This is a genomic window from Serratia sp. CY31944 (assembly GCF_052169175.1).
Lineage (GTDB): Bacteria > Pseudomonadota > Gammaproteobacteria > Enterobacterales > Enterobacteriaceae > Serratia > Serratia sarumanii.
In genome coordinates this window covers 219,243-234,071 of sequence record NZ_JBJNLG010000004.1, presented here as the reverse complement: position 1 = coordinate 234,071, position 14,829 = coordinate 219,243, and the positions used below count along the sequence as shown (strand labels likewise).

The 14,829-nt window shown below is 62.4% G+C and carries 17 protein-coding genes; 3 read left to right on the top strand and 14 right to left on the bottom strand.

From position 1 onward, the window contains the following. Positions 1 to 50: 50 nt before the first annotated feature. The 4 genes from pbpG to ACJ8IN_RS06605 form a co-directional block, all read right to left on the bottom strand. Positions 51 to 887 (bottom strand): D-alanyl-D-alanine endopeptidase, encoded by an 837-nt coding sequence (gene pbpG, locus ACJ8IN_RS06620; protein ID WP_033634633.1) that lies wholly within the window; start codon positions 885 to 887, stop codon positions 51 to 53. A gap of 93 nt (positions 888 to 980) precedes the next feature. Then, complete coding sequence (nudI, locus tag ACJ8IN_RS06615) at positions 981 to 1,406, bottom strand: nucleoside triphosphatase NudI (protein ID WP_033653086.1); 426 nt, start codon at positions 1,404 to 1,406, stop codon at positions 981 to 983. A gap of 120 nt (positions 1,407 to 1,526) precedes the next feature. Beyond that, on the bottom strand, positions 1,527 to 2,441 hold the full coding sequence (gene ppk2, locus ACJ8IN_RS06610) for a polyphosphate kinase 2 (protein ID WP_033648410.1): 915 nt from the start codon (positions 2,439 to 2,441) through the stop codon (positions 1,527 to 1,529). 26 nt (positions 2,442 to 2,467) lie between these two features. Continuing rightward, the gene (locus tag ACJ8IN_RS06605) at positions 2,468 to 4,078 is read right to left on the bottom strand and encodes an inorganic phosphate transporter (protein ID WP_033634630.1); all 1,611 of its coding nucleotides are present in this window, start codon (positions 4,076 to 4,078) and stop codon (positions 2,468 to 2,470) included. A gap of 186 nt (positions 4,079 to 4,264) precedes the next feature. Here ACJ8IN_RS06605 and ACJ8IN_RS06600 point away from each other — a divergent pair, with 186 nt between their 5' ends. Further along, positions 4,265 to 5,293, top strand: a complete 1,029-nt coding sequence (locus ACJ8IN_RS06600; RefSeq protein WP_060420892.1) for a transporter — start codon at positions 4,265 to 4,267, stop codon at positions 5,291 to 5,293. Here the strand turns inward: ACJ8IN_RS06600 and ACJ8IN_RS06595 are convergent, their stop codons facing one another. The 9 genes from ACJ8IN_RS06595 to ACJ8IN_RS06555 all read right to left on the bottom strand — a co-directional run bounded on the left by ACJ8IN_RS06595 (position 5,294) and on the right by ACJ8IN_RS06555 (position 12,726). Then, the gene (locus ACJ8IN_RS06595; protein ID WP_060420889.1) at positions 5,294 to 5,827 is read right to left on the bottom strand and encodes an SRPBCC family protein; all 534 of its coding nucleotides are present in this window, start codon (positions 5,825 to 5,827) and stop codon (positions 5,294 to 5,296) included. Positions 5,828 to 5,830: 3 nt separating this feature from the next. Beyond that, entirely contained in the window at positions 5,831 to 6,178 is a 348-nt protein-coding gene (locus ACJ8IN_RS06590) for an ArsR/SmtB family transcription factor (protein WP_004938187.1), read from the bottom strand. Between the two features lie 82 nt (positions 6,179 to 6,260). Beyond that, on the bottom strand, positions 6,261 to 7,487 hold the full coding sequence (locus ACJ8IN_RS06585) for a Zn-dependent hydrolase (protein WP_060420886.1): 1,227 nt from the start codon (positions 7,485 to 7,487) through the stop codon (positions 6,261 to 6,263). Further along, positions 7,484 to 7,975, bottom strand: coding sequence for an L-2-amino-thiazoline-4-carboxylic acid hydrolase (locus ACJ8IN_RS06580; protein ID WP_033634625.1), 492 nt, complete (start codon positions 7,973 to 7,975; stop codon positions 7,484 to 7,486). The genes ACJ8IN_RS06585 and ACJ8IN_RS06580 overlap by 4 nt, the downstream gene beginning before the upstream one ends. 18 nt (positions 7,976 to 7,993) lie before the next feature. Beyond that, positions 7,994 to 9,103: a branched-chain amino acid ABC transporter substrate-binding protein gene (locus ACJ8IN_RS06575; protein WP_371514366.1), complete on the bottom strand. Its 1,110-nt coding sequence runs from the start codon at positions 9,101 to 9,103 to the stop codon at positions 7,994 to 7,996. Between the two features lie 76 nt (positions 9,104 to 9,179). Beyond that, positions 9,180 to 9,893: an ABC transporter ATP-binding protein gene (locus ACJ8IN_RS06570; RefSeq protein WP_047567334.1), complete on the bottom strand. Its 714-nt coding sequence runs from the start codon at positions 9,891 to 9,893 to the stop codon at positions 9,180 to 9,182. After that, entirely contained in the window at positions 9,886 to 10,656 is a 771-nt protein-coding gene (locus ACJ8IN_RS06565) for an ABC transporter ATP-binding protein (RefSeq protein ID WP_047567335.1), read from the bottom strand. The genes ACJ8IN_RS06570 and ACJ8IN_RS06565 overlap by 8 nt, the downstream gene beginning before the upstream one ends. Further along, a complete protein-coding gene (locus ACJ8IN_RS06560; RefSeq protein WP_033648403.1) occupies positions 10,653 to 11,765 on the bottom strand; it encodes an ABC transporter permease subunit in 1,113 nt (370 codons plus the stop codon). The genes ACJ8IN_RS06565 and ACJ8IN_RS06560 overlap by 4 nt, the downstream gene beginning before the upstream one ends. 10 nt (positions 11,766 to 11,775) lie before the next feature. Then, positions 11,776 to 12,726: a branched-chain amino acid ABC transporter permease gene (locus tag ACJ8IN_RS06555; RefSeq protein WP_033653093.1), complete on the bottom strand. Its 951-nt coding sequence runs from the start codon at positions 12,724 to 12,726 to the stop codon at positions 11,776 to 11,778. A gap of 169 nt (positions 12,727 to 12,895) precedes the next feature. On the opposite strand from ACJ8IN_RS06555, the gene ACJ8IN_RS06550 reads away from it, so the two are divergent. Further along, positions 12,896 to 13,828, top strand: coding sequence for a LysR substrate-binding domain-containing protein (locus ACJ8IN_RS06550; RefSeq protein ID WP_039565997.1), 933 nt, complete (start codon positions 12,896 to 12,898; stop codon positions 13,826 to 13,828). 78 nt (positions 13,829 to 13,906) lie between these two features. Beyond that, positions 13,907 to 14,209, top strand: coding sequence for a cupin domain-containing protein (locus ACJ8IN_RS06545; RefSeq protein WP_047571614.1), 303 nt, complete (start codon positions 13,907 to 13,909; stop codon positions 14,207 to 14,209). On the opposite strand, the gene ACJ8IN_RS06540 is transcribed toward ACJ8IN_RS06545, so the two are convergent. Further along, the gene (locus tag ACJ8IN_RS06540; protein ID WP_308325750.1) at positions 14,206 to 14,796 is read right to left on the bottom strand and encodes a TetR/AcrR family transcriptional regulator; all 591 of its coding nucleotides are present in this window, start codon (positions 14,794 to 14,796) and stop codon (positions 14,206 to 14,208) included. The two genes, ACJ8IN_RS06545 and ACJ8IN_RS06540, sit on opposite strands and share 4 nt — an antisense overlap. Positions 14,797 to 14,829: the final 33 nt, after the last annotated feature.

Here is a 14,829-nt window from a genome sequence, read left to right as displayed (position 1 = left end):
TTGATCCAAAACGAATTTGGATATGCGCAGATCGGTAAAGCGCCGCGATATTATCCTTCGAGCCAGGCCTTCAGACGAATGGCGTCACGGTAGTGGCCGTAGCGCGACTGCGCGCCGAGCAGGATCATCACCACCGGCTGCCCTTTGATGGTGGTGCGCATCACCAGGCAGTGGCCGGCCTCGTCGGTAAAGCCGGTTTTCTGCAGCTGGATCTTCCAGGCTGGGTTGTTGATCAGGCCGTTGGAACTGCGGTAGACCAACTGGCCTCGGCCAGGACGCACGATCTGCTGCTTGTCGGTGCTGAAGCGGCGAATCGATTGATAGCGATAGGCGTGATTGACCATCTTCAGCAGATCGTTGGCGGTCGCCACATTGCGCGGCGTCAGCCCGGTCGGATCGTAGAAGCGGGCGCGTTTCATACCGATGGCGCGCGCTTTCTGATTCATTTTCGCCACGAAGGCCTTGCGTCCGCCGGGATAGCTGCGGCTCAGCGCCGCAGCGGCACGGTTCTCCGAAGACATCAGGGCGATGTGCAGCATGTCGCGGCGGCTGAGCACCGAGCCGATGGTCAGGCGCGAGTGGGTTTTCTTCAGCAGATCGCGATCGGCGGCGGTGACTTTCAGCCTGCTGCCCATCGGGCGTTTGCTGTCCAGGGCGACCATGGCGGTCATCAGCTTGGTGAGCGAGGCGATCGGCAGCACGCGGTTCGGCTGCTTCTGATAGAGCGTCTTTCCGGTGCGTTGATTGACGACCAGCACCGATTTGGCGTTCAGCACCAGCGGCGGCGCAGCGGCATGCACGGGCGCCAAAACGAACAGCAGGCTGAACAGGAGGGCGGCGCCGAAGCGCCGGGCGGGCAGACGGAGAAAAGCGTGAGATAAAAGCATAACGGCGGCAATAGTGACCCTAAGTGATTAAAAAATATCAAAAGAGTCTGCCCGGCAAATGTGAAGAAAATAGGGCGATAATCGCTCAAACTGTTACAACAATCCCTTTTGTTGCAGCGTGAAGCGGGTGGCCTCGTTCAAATCGTAGTCCGCGAGACGCTCGCGCGGCACCCAGGCGTAGTCGTCGAACTCGTCGTTGATCGTCACGTCGCGGTTGGCGGCATGGCAGTCGAAAATCAGGTAAATCATATAGATTTGCTCCCGGCTGCCGTCGGCATAGGTTTTGATGCGCACGTCGTCGCGGAAGGTCCAGGGCGTGATGCCGTCGAGGATCAGCGCGGCGCCCAGCTCTTCGCGCACTTCGCGCCGCAGTGCCTGTTCTATCTGTTCACCCGGCTCGACGCCGCCGCCGGACAGTGCCCATTGGCCGGGGAACACGCCCTTGTGCGCCGCCATTTTGCACAGCAGGAAGGCGTTATCGTTTTCAATCAGCGGGCAGACAATGATGCGCTGGCGCATGGAAGACTCCTGTCAAAATGGAAAGCAACCACTTTAACATGGGGTTTAGCCCCTTAGCGTGAGAGAAATCAAAGCGTTGTATTAGCGCAGAGAAGCGGTAGCCGCCTCTCTGCGCTAAGGTCAGTAGATTTCCGGCACCACCATGTTGTCCGGCACCGGGCTACGGTGGTATTCCGGGCTGCGTTTGCGCTGCGGCAGCGTGATGACGTTGCCTTCGGCTTCCTCATAAGGCACCTGCTGCAACAGGTGGGTGATGCAGTTCAGGCGGGCCTTTTTCTTGTCGACGCCCTGAACCACCCACCAGGGCGCTTCGGCAATGTTAGTGCGCGCTAACATGATTTCTTTGGCCTCGGTGTAGTCCTCCCAGCGGCGGCGGCTTTCCAGATCCATTGGGCTGAGCTTCCACTGCTTGAGCGGATCGTGAATGCGGCTGAGGAAACGCAGCTCCTGCTCCTCATCGGTGATTGAAAACCAGTATTTGACGATTTGGATGCCGCTGCGCGTCAGCATTTTTTCGAATTCCGGCACGCTGCGGAAAAACTCCTCATACTCTTCGTCGTTGCAAAAGCCCATCACGCGCTCCACGCCGGCGCGGTTATACCAGCTGCGGTCGAACAGCACCATTTCACCGGCGGCCGGCAGATGCGCGATATAACGCTGAAAATACCACTGGGTGCGTTCGCGATCGTTCGGCGCCGGCAGCGCCGCCACGCGGCAGGTGCGCGGGTTGAGGCGCTGGGTGATGCGCTTGATCACGCCGCCCTTGCCGGCGGCGTCGCGGCCTTCGAAGATGATCACCAGCCGGTGGCCGGTGCGCATCACCCAATCCTGCAGCTTCACCAGCTCGCCCTGCAGGCGCAGCAACTCGCGGAAGTATTGCTTGCGCCAGGCTTTCTTCGCGTCGCTGTCGACTTCTGCCGCGTCGAAGCGCAGGTCGTCCAGCTCCATTTCCAGCTCTTCGTCGTAGCTGTCGTAAAACTCTTGCAGCAGGCGCTGATTGAAACCGTCATCGCGGTTGACTTCATGCATGGTCATCAGATTTTCTCCGTATCGGCCCGGTGTTAGAAATGGTTGAAGATCCAGTACAGCACCGCCGACAGCAGCACCGAGGCCGGCAGGGTTAGCACCCAGGCCATCAGCAGATTGCGCAGGGTGGCCATCTGCAGCCCGGAGCGGTTGGCGGCCATGGTGCCGGCGATGCCGGACGACAGGACGTGCGTGGTCGAAACCGGCAAGCCGAAGGCGTCGGCCGCGCCGATGGTGGTCATCGCCACCAGTTCGGCGCTGGCGCCCTGGGCGTAGGTCAGGTGCGATTTACCGATCTTTTCGCCCACCGTCACCACGATGCGGCGCCAGCCGACCATGGTGCCGAGCCCCAGCGCAATCGCCACCACCACCTTCACCCAGAAGGGAATGAAGCGGGTGGCGTTGTCGAGTTCGCCCTTCAGCGCGTCGAGGTTGCGCTGCGCGTCGGGATTGATCTGCAGCTGATGTTCTGCCTTCAGGTGCTTGATGGTCTCGGACGCCAGATACATGTCGTTGCGGGTGTTCGACACCGCCTGCGCCGGGATCTTGTCGACCGAGCCGTACTGACGGATTTGATCGCCGATCGCACCGGCCAGCTGCGCCAACGCCGGCACCACCTCCGGCGTTAGCTCGCTGGTGCGCACATAGCCGGTCAGCACCTCGCGCGGCGGCGTTTGGCCGCCGGCCGGGAACTGGCGCAGCAGCTGGTTTTGGGTCACCTCCGCCAGCGCCGCCACCCGGGGAATCTGCTCCGGCGGCATCGAACGGTTCAGGGCGTAGGCGATCGGCATGGTGCCCACCAGGATCAGCATGATAAGGCCCATGCCTTTCTGGCCGTCGTTGGAACCGTGCGCGAAGGAAACGCCGGTGCAGGTGAGGATAAGCAGCCCGCGGATCCACAGCGGCGGCGGGGTATTGCCCTTAGGGGCGCTGTACAGCTGGCGGTTCTTGACGAACAGCTTCAGCGCCAGCAGCAGCAGGCCGGCGAACACGAAGCCGATCACCGGCGACAGCAGCAGCGCGTAGCCCACCTTGATCGCCTGGCCCCAGTCCACGCCGCTGGTGCCGGTACGGCCGTGGATCAGGGCGTTGGCTACGCCGACGCCGATAATCGAGCCGATCAGCGTATGCGACGACGAGGCGGGCAGCCCGAGCCACCAGGTGCCGAGGTTCCAGATGATGGCGGAGAACAGCAGGGCGTACACCATGGCGAAACCGTTGCCGGTGCCGGCCTGCAGGATCAGCTCGACCGGCAGCAGCGAAATGATGCCGAAGGCCACCACGCCGCTGGAGAGCAACACGCCGAGAAAGTTGAAGAAACCGGACCACACCACGGCGACCATCGGCGAAAGCGAGTGGGTGTAAATCACCGTTGCGACCGCATTGGCGGTATCGTGGAAGCCGTTGACGAATTCAAAGCCCAGCGCAATCAATAGCGCCAGCCCCAATAATAAAAACGGAACGTAACTGGTATAGACGGCGCCGGCGTCGCTGACGTCGTTAAATAAGTTCACCCCGGCGAACGCGATCCCCAGAATTAATAAGAACACAAAAAAAAGAACAGTGAGTCGACTGTTCTTTTGATGCAGTTTGGGCAGGCTGGAGGCGGCCGGCATGTCCGGTTGAACGGCGCTGTTATCGCTCATAATGACCTTCCTGAGAGGATTGGATGCGGTAGCTGTCGCCTGAAAAGTATTCTGAATGAATGTGGCTTTTTTATGACGAAAATATTAATCATCGGGAACGGTGAAAATCATTAACGCCGATAAATAAAGATTGTTATAACAGCGGGGACGGTCTTGGGTTAACGGCAACAGGCAGGATAGGGCGTTATGGTGCAACGGTTAGCGGAAAAGATGCACAAGCTGGATTTTGATGATGAAGTGACCGGGCTGATCTACGGCCATGTGTTTCGTTCCGGTGAGCCGCCGAGGCGCCTGAACTCGCAGCAGGTCTGCCAGGCCTATCAGACGTTGCCGCCCGGCGACGGTTTTATCTGGCTGCACCTCAATCTCAACCACGCGGCGGCGGAGAAGTGGTTGAAAAATCATTTCGCCATTTCCGATTTTTTCTTCCACGAGATTCGCCACGGTTCCCACACCACGCGCATTGAGCGCCAGGGCGACGATCTGTTCGCGGTGCTCAACGATGTGATCTTCCACCCTGAGGAGAGCAACCCGGAAACGGCGACGCTGTGGCTCTATTGCTGCCGCGGGCTGGTGGTGACCGTGCGCCATAAACCGGTGCGGCTGATTGAACGGCTGCTCGGCCGCCTGACGGCGCTGCAGCTGGCCTCGTCCACCGAACTGCTGGCGCACCTGCTGGAAGAGCAGGAGGACGTGCTGGAGCAGGTGGTGCGGCAGGCCAACCAGTATGTCGATACCATCGAGGATCGCCTGCTGACGCGCCGCGTCAAACGCAATCGCACCGAGCTGGGGCGCATGCGCCGCATGCTGCTGCGCTTTCAGCGCCTGTTGGCGCCCGAACCGGCCGCCCTGTTTCGCCTGTTGAACCGGCCGCCGACCTGGCTGAGCCGTGAGGTGGTGCAGGATCTGCGGCAGTTTACCGAAGAGTTCACCGTGGTGTTGAACGATCTCGCCAGCCTGACCGAACGCATCCGGCTGCTGCAGGAGGAGCTGGGCGCCAAGCTGATGGAGCAGAACAACCGCACGCTCTACACGCTGACGGTAATCACCGTGCTGGCGCTGCCGATCAATATCGTCGCCGGTTTCTTCGGCATGAACGTGGGGGGGATCCCGCTGGCCAGCAATCACCACGGTTTTATCCTGCTGGTGTTGCTGGTCGGCAGTTTTACGCTGATCGCCGGTTATCTGGCGTTCAGGCGCAGGGACGAGGCGTAATTACAGGCGGGCGCGGTACTCTTCTTCCAGCCGGGCATGGGTGCTCCAGAACGGCTGCGGTGCCCGATCGTGCAGGCGATCCAGCAGGATATCCAGATGGGTGTGCCAGCCGCCGGCGACGCTGAGCATCTCGTCGCGGTTGGCCAAGCGCCGGTGGGTGACCGTCAGCAGCACGGCGCTTCCCTGTTCCGTCAGTTCGAAGGTCACCTCGGAAGGGCGGCCCTGATCCTGTTCGGCCCAGGTAAAGCTCAGCAGGCGCGGCGGGAACAGGCAGGTGATGTGGCCGCGGTTGCTGACGCAGCCGCCGTGCTGTTTATACTTGGCCGGCGGTGATTCGTGCTCGCCCGCCAGATCGGAGTTGCGAAATTCCAGCTCCAGCGGCGCGCCGTTCTCCAACGTCATGGCGCCGGCCGCCAGCCAGGTGGCGCGCTTGTCGGATTCGGTCAGGTAAGCCCACACCCGCTCGATGGGGCCGGGCAGCAGCCGCTGGATGCGCAGCGTACCGGGTTCGATAATCATGCCGTAATCATTCATGGTTCACTCCTTGGGAGGAAGCTGTTCGGGCTGCAGCAGCGCCTGTTCGAGCGCATCCAGCCGTTCAGTCCAGAAATGTTCATAGGTTTGCAGCCAGTGCATGGCCTGCGCCATAGGCTCGGGTTCGAGCCGGCAGATATGGTTTCTTCCTTGCACGGTGCGTTGCACCAGGCCCGCATGTTCCAGTGCTTTCACGTGCTTGGAGGCGCCGGCGAACGACATCTGCAGCGGCGCGGCCAGTTCGCCGATGCTGCGCTCACCGCCGGCCAGCGCACGTAACATCGAGCGGCGGGTCGGGTCGGCCAGCGCATGAAAAATGGCGTCCAGCTGTGAGGAAGATAATTCAACCATATGGTTGAATATAGAACAGGCGGGCTAATATTCAACCGTTTTGTTGAATATTTTTTGCCCCGGCGAAAAACCGGGGCGGGGATCAGGCGCCGGCGTGCGCCAGCAGGGCGTTCAGCAACACGTCGGCGCCGGCGGTTGCCCAGGCGGGGGTGATGTCTTCCCGCTCGTTGTGGCTGATGCCGTCCACGCAGGGAATGAAAATCATGGCGGTTGGGGCGACGCGGTTAAGGTAACAGGCATCGTGGCCGGCGCCGGAAATCATGTCGCGATGGCGGTAGCCCAACGCTTGCGCGGCATGACGTACGCTGTCGATGCAGCCCCGATCAAAAGCGATCGGGGGATACTGGAAAATGCGCTCGGCGCGAGCGGTCAGGCCGCCGCCGTTGACGTGGTTTACCGCCGCCAGCAGGCGCTGCTCCATCTGTTCCAGAATTGACTCCTGCGGATGGCGGAATTCGACGCTGAAAAAGACCCGGCCCGGCACCACGTTGCGTGAATTGGGGGTAATTTGCGCCATGCCCACCGTGGCGCGCGCGTCGGGCGCGAAATCCCAGCCGATGCGGTTGACCGCCGTCACCAGTTCGGTGAAGCCCAGCAGGGCGTCGCGGCGACGATCCATCGGCGTGGTGCCGGCGTGGGCGCTGAAGCCGACGACCTCCAGTTCGTACCAGCGCTGCCCCTGTGCGGCGGTTACCACGCCGATGTAGTGGTGCTCCGCTTCCAGAATTGGCCCCTGTTCGATGTGCAGCTCGAAGGCGGCATGGATCGGCGTGCCGCCCACCGGGTGTTCGCCGGCGTAGCCGATGCGTTCCAGCGCGTCGCCGAGGCTGACGCCGTGCTCGTCGCGGCGCGTCAGACCGTATTCCAGCTCGAAGACCCCGGCGAACACGCCGGAGGCGATCATCGCCGGCGCGAAGCGAGCGCCTTCTTCGTTGGTCCAGTTGATCACTTCAATTGCGCGTTCGGTGACGATCTGCCGATCGTTAAGGCTGCGAATCACCTCCAACCCGGCCAGCACGCCGTAGATGCCATCGAAACGGCCACCGCGGGGCTGCGAGTCGCCGTGAGAACCGGTGACCACCGGCGCCAGCTCGGGCCGCGCGCCTTCACGGCGCAGGAACATGTTGCCCATTCGATCGACGCGCACGCTGCAACCGGCCTCCAGCGCCCACAGGCGCAGCTGGTCGCGCGCCTGGCGATCCTCTTCGCTGAGCGCCAGGCGGGTGACGCCGTTGTCGGCGATGGCGCCGAACTGCGCCATCGCGTGCAGGCTTTGCCACAGGCGCTCGCCGTTGACCCGATACGTCATTGCTCTTCTCCCGGCGTTTTGGCGGTGTAGCGGAAATCGCAGCAGGGGGCGCCGGACATGATGGTTTGGCTGCGCTGCAGCTCGACCTCCGGCGCATAGCCGACGATAAACTGGCTGTCGCGCGCGCAGGAGAGCAGGTGGCCGATTTCCCCCAGCCCCATCTCGTGGTACATCTCGGCGTAGCGGCAGCGGGTGACGTTATAGTCGAAGTGTTGTTCGTCCTGGTTGATCACCTCAACGCGCAGCGCGTCGTCTTTTTCCCACAGATACTGCAAGGCGGCGAAGCTGCGCAGATCCGCGCCGTTCGGCTCCTGCGCGGCGAACCGTTTGCCCGCCTCGATGGCGGCATTCTCGATGGCTTCGCCGATCACCGCCTGAGCGCGCGCCTTGCCGATTTCACGCACCAGGATCTGGTAGATCGGTTTGATGATCTCCGCTTCGATCTTTCTGCGGGCCAAAATGCCCAACTCGTTGTTTGCACAGCTCATCGCCTTGCTCCTCTTGATTTATTGTGGTTTGGCGCCGCCCAACACGGTTTGCGGCTGCCATTTGCCGTCCACTACCCGGTACAGGGTGAAGCTCGGCTGTTGCAGGTTGCCCTGCGCATCGAAGGCGATGGCGCCGGTCACGCCCTGATAATGGATGGCGCGCAGTTTCGGCAGGTAATCGGCCGGATTGGCCGAGCCGGCCTGTTCGATGGCGGCGATCAGCACCCGGGTGGCGTCGTAGGCGAAGGGTGCATGCAGTTCGATGTGGGTGTGGTAACGGTCGCGGTAGGCTTGTTCAAACGCCTTGCCGCCCGGCATCTGTTCCAGCGGCAGCCCCGGCTCCAGCGCGACGACGCCTTCGCCTTCACGCTGCGCCAGCGTCAGGAAGGTCTGGCTGACAAAGCCGCCTGCGCCCATCAATTGCGCGTTCATGCCCAGCTGTTTCAGTTTGCGCGCCAGCGGTGCCGCCTGGGAGTCCACGCCGCCGAAGAAGATCAGATCGGCGTTTTTGCTGCGCACGGTGGTCAGCACGGCGCTGAAATCGACGGTCTTGTCATCGACGTATTCGCGGGTGACCGGCTGCACGCCCTGGGCCTGCAGCGATTTGATGAACTCGTCCGCCAGGCCCTGGCCGAAGGCGGTGCGATCGTCGATCACCGCGATGCGCTGGGCTTTCAGCGTTTTCACGGCATACTGCCCGGCATAGTTGCCGCCGTCGTCGTCATGGCCCATCACGCGGAAGCTGGTGTCAAAGCCTTGTTGCGTGTAGCCGTGGCCGGTGGCGACCGGCGCCACCTGGGCGATGCCGGCATCGTGATAGATGCGCGCCGCCGGGATGCTGGTGCCGGTGTTCCAGTGGCCGACCACGCCGGCGACGCCTTCGTCGACCAAACGCTGCGCGACGGCCACGGCGGTGCGCGGATCGGACTGATCGTCCTCGGACAGCAATTTGAAGGTGACAGGTTTGCCGTTCAGCGTCGGCTTTTGCGCGTTGGCGTCGGCGATCGCCAGCCGCGCGCCGTTTTCGAGATCTTTGCCGATGCGCGCGGAAGGGCCGGTCAGCGGCCCGGCCAGGCCGATCAGCACGGTGTCGTCCGCCAGCGCCGGGAGGCTCAGGATCATCGTCATGGCGGCCAGCGCCAACGGCTTGATGCGAAAGTTCTGCTGCATGTCATACTCCTGGTGCGGTTAAAGGTAACAACGGTTATTCACCCAAATAGATCTGTTTGATTTTTTCATCGTCCAGCATGTCGGCGGAGCGGCCGGTGTGGCTCAGGCTGCCGCTGTCCAGCACATAGGCGCGATCGGTGGATTCCAGCGCCAGGCGGGCGTTTTGCTCGACCAGCAATAGCGTGACGCCGTCACGTGCCAGCTGTTTGATGACCGAAAAAATGGCTTCCACCACAATCGGCGCCAGCCCCATCGACGGCTCGTCCAATATCAACAGGCGCGGGCGGCTGAGCAGCGCACGGCCCATCGCCACCATCTGCTGCTCGCCGCCCGAAAGCAGCCCGGCCGGTTGGTTCAGGCGCTCGTTCAGGCGCGGGAAGGTGGCGCATACTCGTTCGAAATCGTGCCGTACCGCCGGTTTGTCACGCCGCGCATAGGCGCCCAGCTGCAGGTTTTCTCGCACCGTCAGGCGGGTGAAAATGCCGCGACCTTCCGGCACCATCACCAGCCCCTGTTGCAGCAAGCGGTGCGGCGCCATGCCGCGAATCGAACGGCCGTCGAACAGGATGTCGCCCTCGAACGGCTGCAGCCCGGTCAGCGCCCGCAGGCTGGAGGTCTTGCCCGCGCCGTTGGCGCCGATCAGCGTGACCTGTTCGCCGGCGTTGACCGTAAAATCGATGCCTTTGACCGCATGAATGCCGCCGTAGGACACTTTGAGTCGTTTAACGCTCAGCAGGGCTTCAGACATGCGCGCCACCTCCCAGATAGGCCTGAATGACCGCCGGTTCACGCCGAACCTGCGCCGGTTCGCCTTCGGCGATCGCTTTGCCGTAGTCCAGCACCGTAAGGCGATCGCACAGGCCCATCACCAGCTTGACGTCGTGTTCGATCAACAGCAGCGTTTTGCCGCTGTCGCGAATGCGCAGCAGCAGCTCGCGCAGCGCCACTTTTTCTCCGGCGTTCATGCCGGCCGCCGGTTCGTCCAGCGCCAGCAGCCGGGGTTCGGTCGCCAGCGCGCGGGCGATCTCCAGGCGGCGCTGATGACCATAGGCGAGATCGCCGGCGCGGTAATGGGCGAATTGGCCGATGCCGACGTACTCCAGCAGCGCATGGGACTTATCGCGCACCGCCTGTTCCTCCTCCCTGGCGCGGCGGTGGCGGGCGATCGCCGCCCACAGGCCGTTGCGGGTGCGCACGTGGCAGCCGACCATCACGTTTTCCAGCACGCTCATTTCGTTGAACAGCCGCAGGTTCTGGAAGGTGCGGGCGATGCCGGCCTGCGCCACTTTATCGATCGCCTGGGGCCTATAGCGCTGGCCCGACAGGCGGAATTCGCCCGCGTCGGCGCGATACAGACCGGTGATCAGATTGAAGCAGGTGGTCTTACCGGCGCCGTTCGGCCCGATCAGGCCGTAGATTTCCCCCTGGCGGATGCTCATGCTGACGTCATCCACCGCCGTCAGGCCGCCGAAGCGTTTGCTGACGTGATTTAAAGTGAGCAAAGGCGTCATGCGGCGTTCCCCCTTATATGGCGTGCCGGCCACAGGCCCGCCGGGCGATACAGCATCACCAGGATCAGCGCCAGGCCGTAAAACAGTTGGCGAATGATTTCCGGGTCGATCAGCACCTGGCCGAACAGCGCCTGCTGTAGCGGCCCCATGCTGCTGCGCAGCAGCTCCGGCAGGGCGGCCAGCAGCAGCGCGCCCAGGATCACCCCGGGGATGTGCCCCATGCCGCCGAGCACCACCATCGCCAGGACGGCGATCGATTCCTGCAGGGTGAACGATTCCGGCGACACGAAGCCCTGAAACGCGGCGAACAGCGCGCCGGCCACGCCGCCGAAGGTGGCGCCGATGGCAAAGGCCAATAGCTTGAAGTTGCGGGTGTTGATGCCCATCGCCCGCGCGGCGTCCTCGTCTTCGCGGATCGCCGTCCATGCGCGGCCGATGCGCGAATTTTGCAACCGCAGGCTGATAAACAGGATCGCCAGCAGCAGGGCGGCGAACAGGTAGTAATAGAGGTACAGACCGGAGAAACGCACGCCGAACCACTCATGCATGCCGGAAAACTTCAGGCCGAACAGGCTGACCGGGTCGATGCCGGAAATGCCTTTGGGGCCGTTGGTGAGGTTGACCGGGCGATCGAGATTGCGCATCAAAATACGTACGATCTCGCCGAAACCGAGCGTGACGATCGCCAGATAGTCGCCGCGCAGCCGCAGCGTCGGCGCGCCAAGCAGAATGCCGCACACGGCCGCCAGCAGCGCCGCCAGCGGGATCAGCCACAGCATCGACAGATGAAGCCCGTCGGGGAACCACTGCAGCAGCAGCGGGAACTGCTGCGTCAGATGCGGTGACGACAGCAGCGCGGCCAGATAGGCGCCAACGGCGTAAAAAGCGATAAAGCCCATGTCCAGCAAGCCGGTCATGCCCACCACGATGTTCAGCCCGAGCGCCAGCATCAGGTACAGCAGGGCGAAGTCGACGACGCGCACCCAGTAGTTGCCGCCGGCGGCGCCCGCAACCCAGGGCGCCAGCAGCAGAGCGAGAATGAACAGCGTCAGCCCCAGTCTGGCGCGCCGAGGCGTGGCCAGGGGAAGCGTGGAAGTTAAAACGGTCATCGTGATGTCCTTATGCGCGCGTGGCGATGCGTTCGCCCAACAGCCCGGAGGGGCGGAAGACCAGTACGGCGATCAGCACCAGAAACGCGAAGACGTCCTGGTAGTTGCTGCCGAATACGCCGCCGGTCAGCTCGCCGAGATAGCCGGTGCCCAGCGATTCGAACAGCCCCAGCAGCAAACCGCCGAGCATCGCGCCGCGCAGGTTGCCGATGCCGCCGAGCACGGCGGCGGTAAAGGCTTTGATGCCGGGCAGAAAGCCCATCGAGAAACCGGCGTTGCCGTAGTTGCTGGCCATCATGATGCCGGCTACCGCCGCCAGCGCGCCGCCGAGCGCAAAGGTCAGAACGATGATGCGGTCAGGACTGATGCCCATCAGGCCGGCGACCTGCGGGTTTTCCGCCGTGGCGCGCATGGCGCGGCCGAAACGGCTGTGTTCGACCAGCAGCCAGAGGCCGGCCATGACCGCCACGGCCACCGCCAGCGTGACGATCGCGGTGCCGGTGATCACCGCCGGCGCATGTTCGGCGCTGCCTGCGGTCAGGGCGATGGGCGCCATCGGCAACAGCTGCGGAAACATCAGGGGATTGCGTGACCAGATCAGCATCGCCAGGGTTTGCAACAGCAGCGAGACGCCGATGCCGCTGATCAGCGGGGCCAGGCGTGGTGCATTGCGCAACCGGCGATAGGCCAGGCGCTCGATCGCCATCGAGGTGATGGCGCAGACGGCCATGGCGAACAGGGCCGCCAGCAGCAGCGTGGCGTAGGGCGGTAACGCGGGAAAATGATGCTGCAACACGCCGATCGCCGACAGCGCGCTGAGCGCCCCGACCATCAGCACGTCGCCATGCGCGAAGTTGATGATGCGCAGGATGCCGTACACCATGGTGTAGCCGAGCGCGATCAGCGCATAGATGCTGCCGAGCATCAAACCGTTGACGGTCTGCTGTACCAGCGTATCCATAAGGAGAGTCCGGAGATAATGAGTCAGGAGGCTCACAGTAGAGAATTTAAAAAAATTGTAAAATACGGAAAAATACTTTCTTATACAAAAAACGAGTGATTTTAATTTGTTGATTTTTATGTATATTAAATAAATCCTCTCTCCGTGATTTCCATAAAACAATAGATATATGAAAAAAACAGAACAGTATGATGAGCCGTTGCCGATGCTGCCGAACGATCCGCCGCTGCGCGCCGTGCGGGCGTTCGAAGCCATCGCGCGCCTGGGCAGCATCAGCGCGGCGGCGAAGGAGCTGATGATTTCGCCTTCGGCGGTCAGCCATCAGCTGAAAACGCTGGAGGCGTTTTTGCAGATGCCGCTGACAGAACGGCAGGGGCGTCATCTGGTGCTGCGCAGCGAGGGGCGGGAGTATTACCGTTCGATCCGCTCGGCGTTTAACGTGCTGCGCCAGGCGACCGAACACGTGCGCGAGCAGTCCGCATCGCGGCAGGTCACCATCAGCCTGATCCCGCTGTTCGGCATGGGCTGGTTTATTCCGCGACTGCGCGGCTTTCTGCGCGAAAATCCGGATATCGACATCAATGTGGTTTACGCCAACCACCGCAATTACCTGAGCGACGCCGCCGATCTGTCGATCCGCTTCGGGGTTGGGCAGTGGACCGGCTATCGCAGCGAAAAGCTGATGTCCGGCCAAATGGTGCCGGTGTGCAGCCGGGCGTTCAGTAAACTGCACGGTTTGCTCGATACGCCGGATCAGCTGGCGACGCTGCCGCTGCTGCACGACGAGGAGCGCAATACCTGGATGCAATGGTTTCAGCAGGCCGGCGTTAAACGCCCGCTGCGCAGCATCGGCCCGATGTTCGAAGACGGATTGTTGACGCTGGCGGCGGTGCAGGCGGGATTGGGATGCGCGCTGATGCGTGAGCCGTTAATCGCCCACTACCTTGAGAGCGGTGAGTTAATCAAAATGTTCGATCTGCCGATCGACGACGGCCGCGATTATTACCTGTGCGCTCGCCTGGATAGCGAATTGTCGCAGGAAGGCGAAAATTTGCGGCAGTGGCTGCGCCGTGAGGCGGCGGCTCAGAACGCCGGGGCATAATCTGCAACCAATGCGTCTTTCAGCACGTGACGGCTTTGCAGTAAAGTGCCGGTTCCTCTGTAGCGATAAGGTATGACGATGCTGTTCGATTTAAACCTGCAGGCGGCCGAACTGCCTGAGGCCTGGCTTTCTACCGTGCTGGGCCGCGTCGGTGCGGCCAATATCAAAGTGCTGCGCATGGATGAGCGCAGCATTGCGGATGAAGTGCATGATTACAGCGAAGGGCTGCTGGTGATCCGCGGGCAGCTGCGGCTGCAGGTGGCGGGGGAAACGATTGTGGTGCAGGCCGGCCAGCTGTATCAGGCCGCGGCCGGCGTAGCGCACCGCGTGTTGCCGGGCAGCGAAGGCACGCTGGTGATTTTCGATTTGCCGGAAGATTAAGCGTTGCCCAGGGCCGTCAGCGCCACCTTTACCGCCGCCAATAGCCGCGTTTCAGTGACGCCGTCACGCGCTTGAATCGACAGGCCGTGCAGGAAGACCGCGAAAAAGTCCCCCAGGCTGTCGGCGTCGGTGCCGGCCGGCTGTTCGCCGGCTTGCACCGCCTGCCGCAGCCGCTCGACGATCTGTTGCGTGCGCTGCAACCGATGTTCAGCCAGCCAGGTTTTGAGCCCATCGTTTTCCGCGCTGACGCTGGCGGCGGAGGAGACCACCATGCAGCCCTGCGGCAGATCCGGCCGGCTGTAGAGCCGCACGGCGTCTTCCAGCAGGCGTTTGATCGCCGGGCGAATGCCGCTTTCCTGCGCAAAGGCGCGATCGGCGAAGCCGCCTTCCTCGGTTTCATAACTGGCTATCGCCTCGCGGAACAGCTGCTCTTTGGAGCCGAACGCCTTGTAGATGCGCGCGGAAGCAATGCCCAATTCCGCCACCAGATCCGACATCGAAGTGCCTTCGTAACCCTGTCGCCAGAATAAGTTTCGCGCCTTCAAAAGCGCCTGTTCGCGGTCGAACTCGCGCGGTCTGCCTGCCATTCGCTGCTCCAATTTGCCTGTCATTCAGCGACA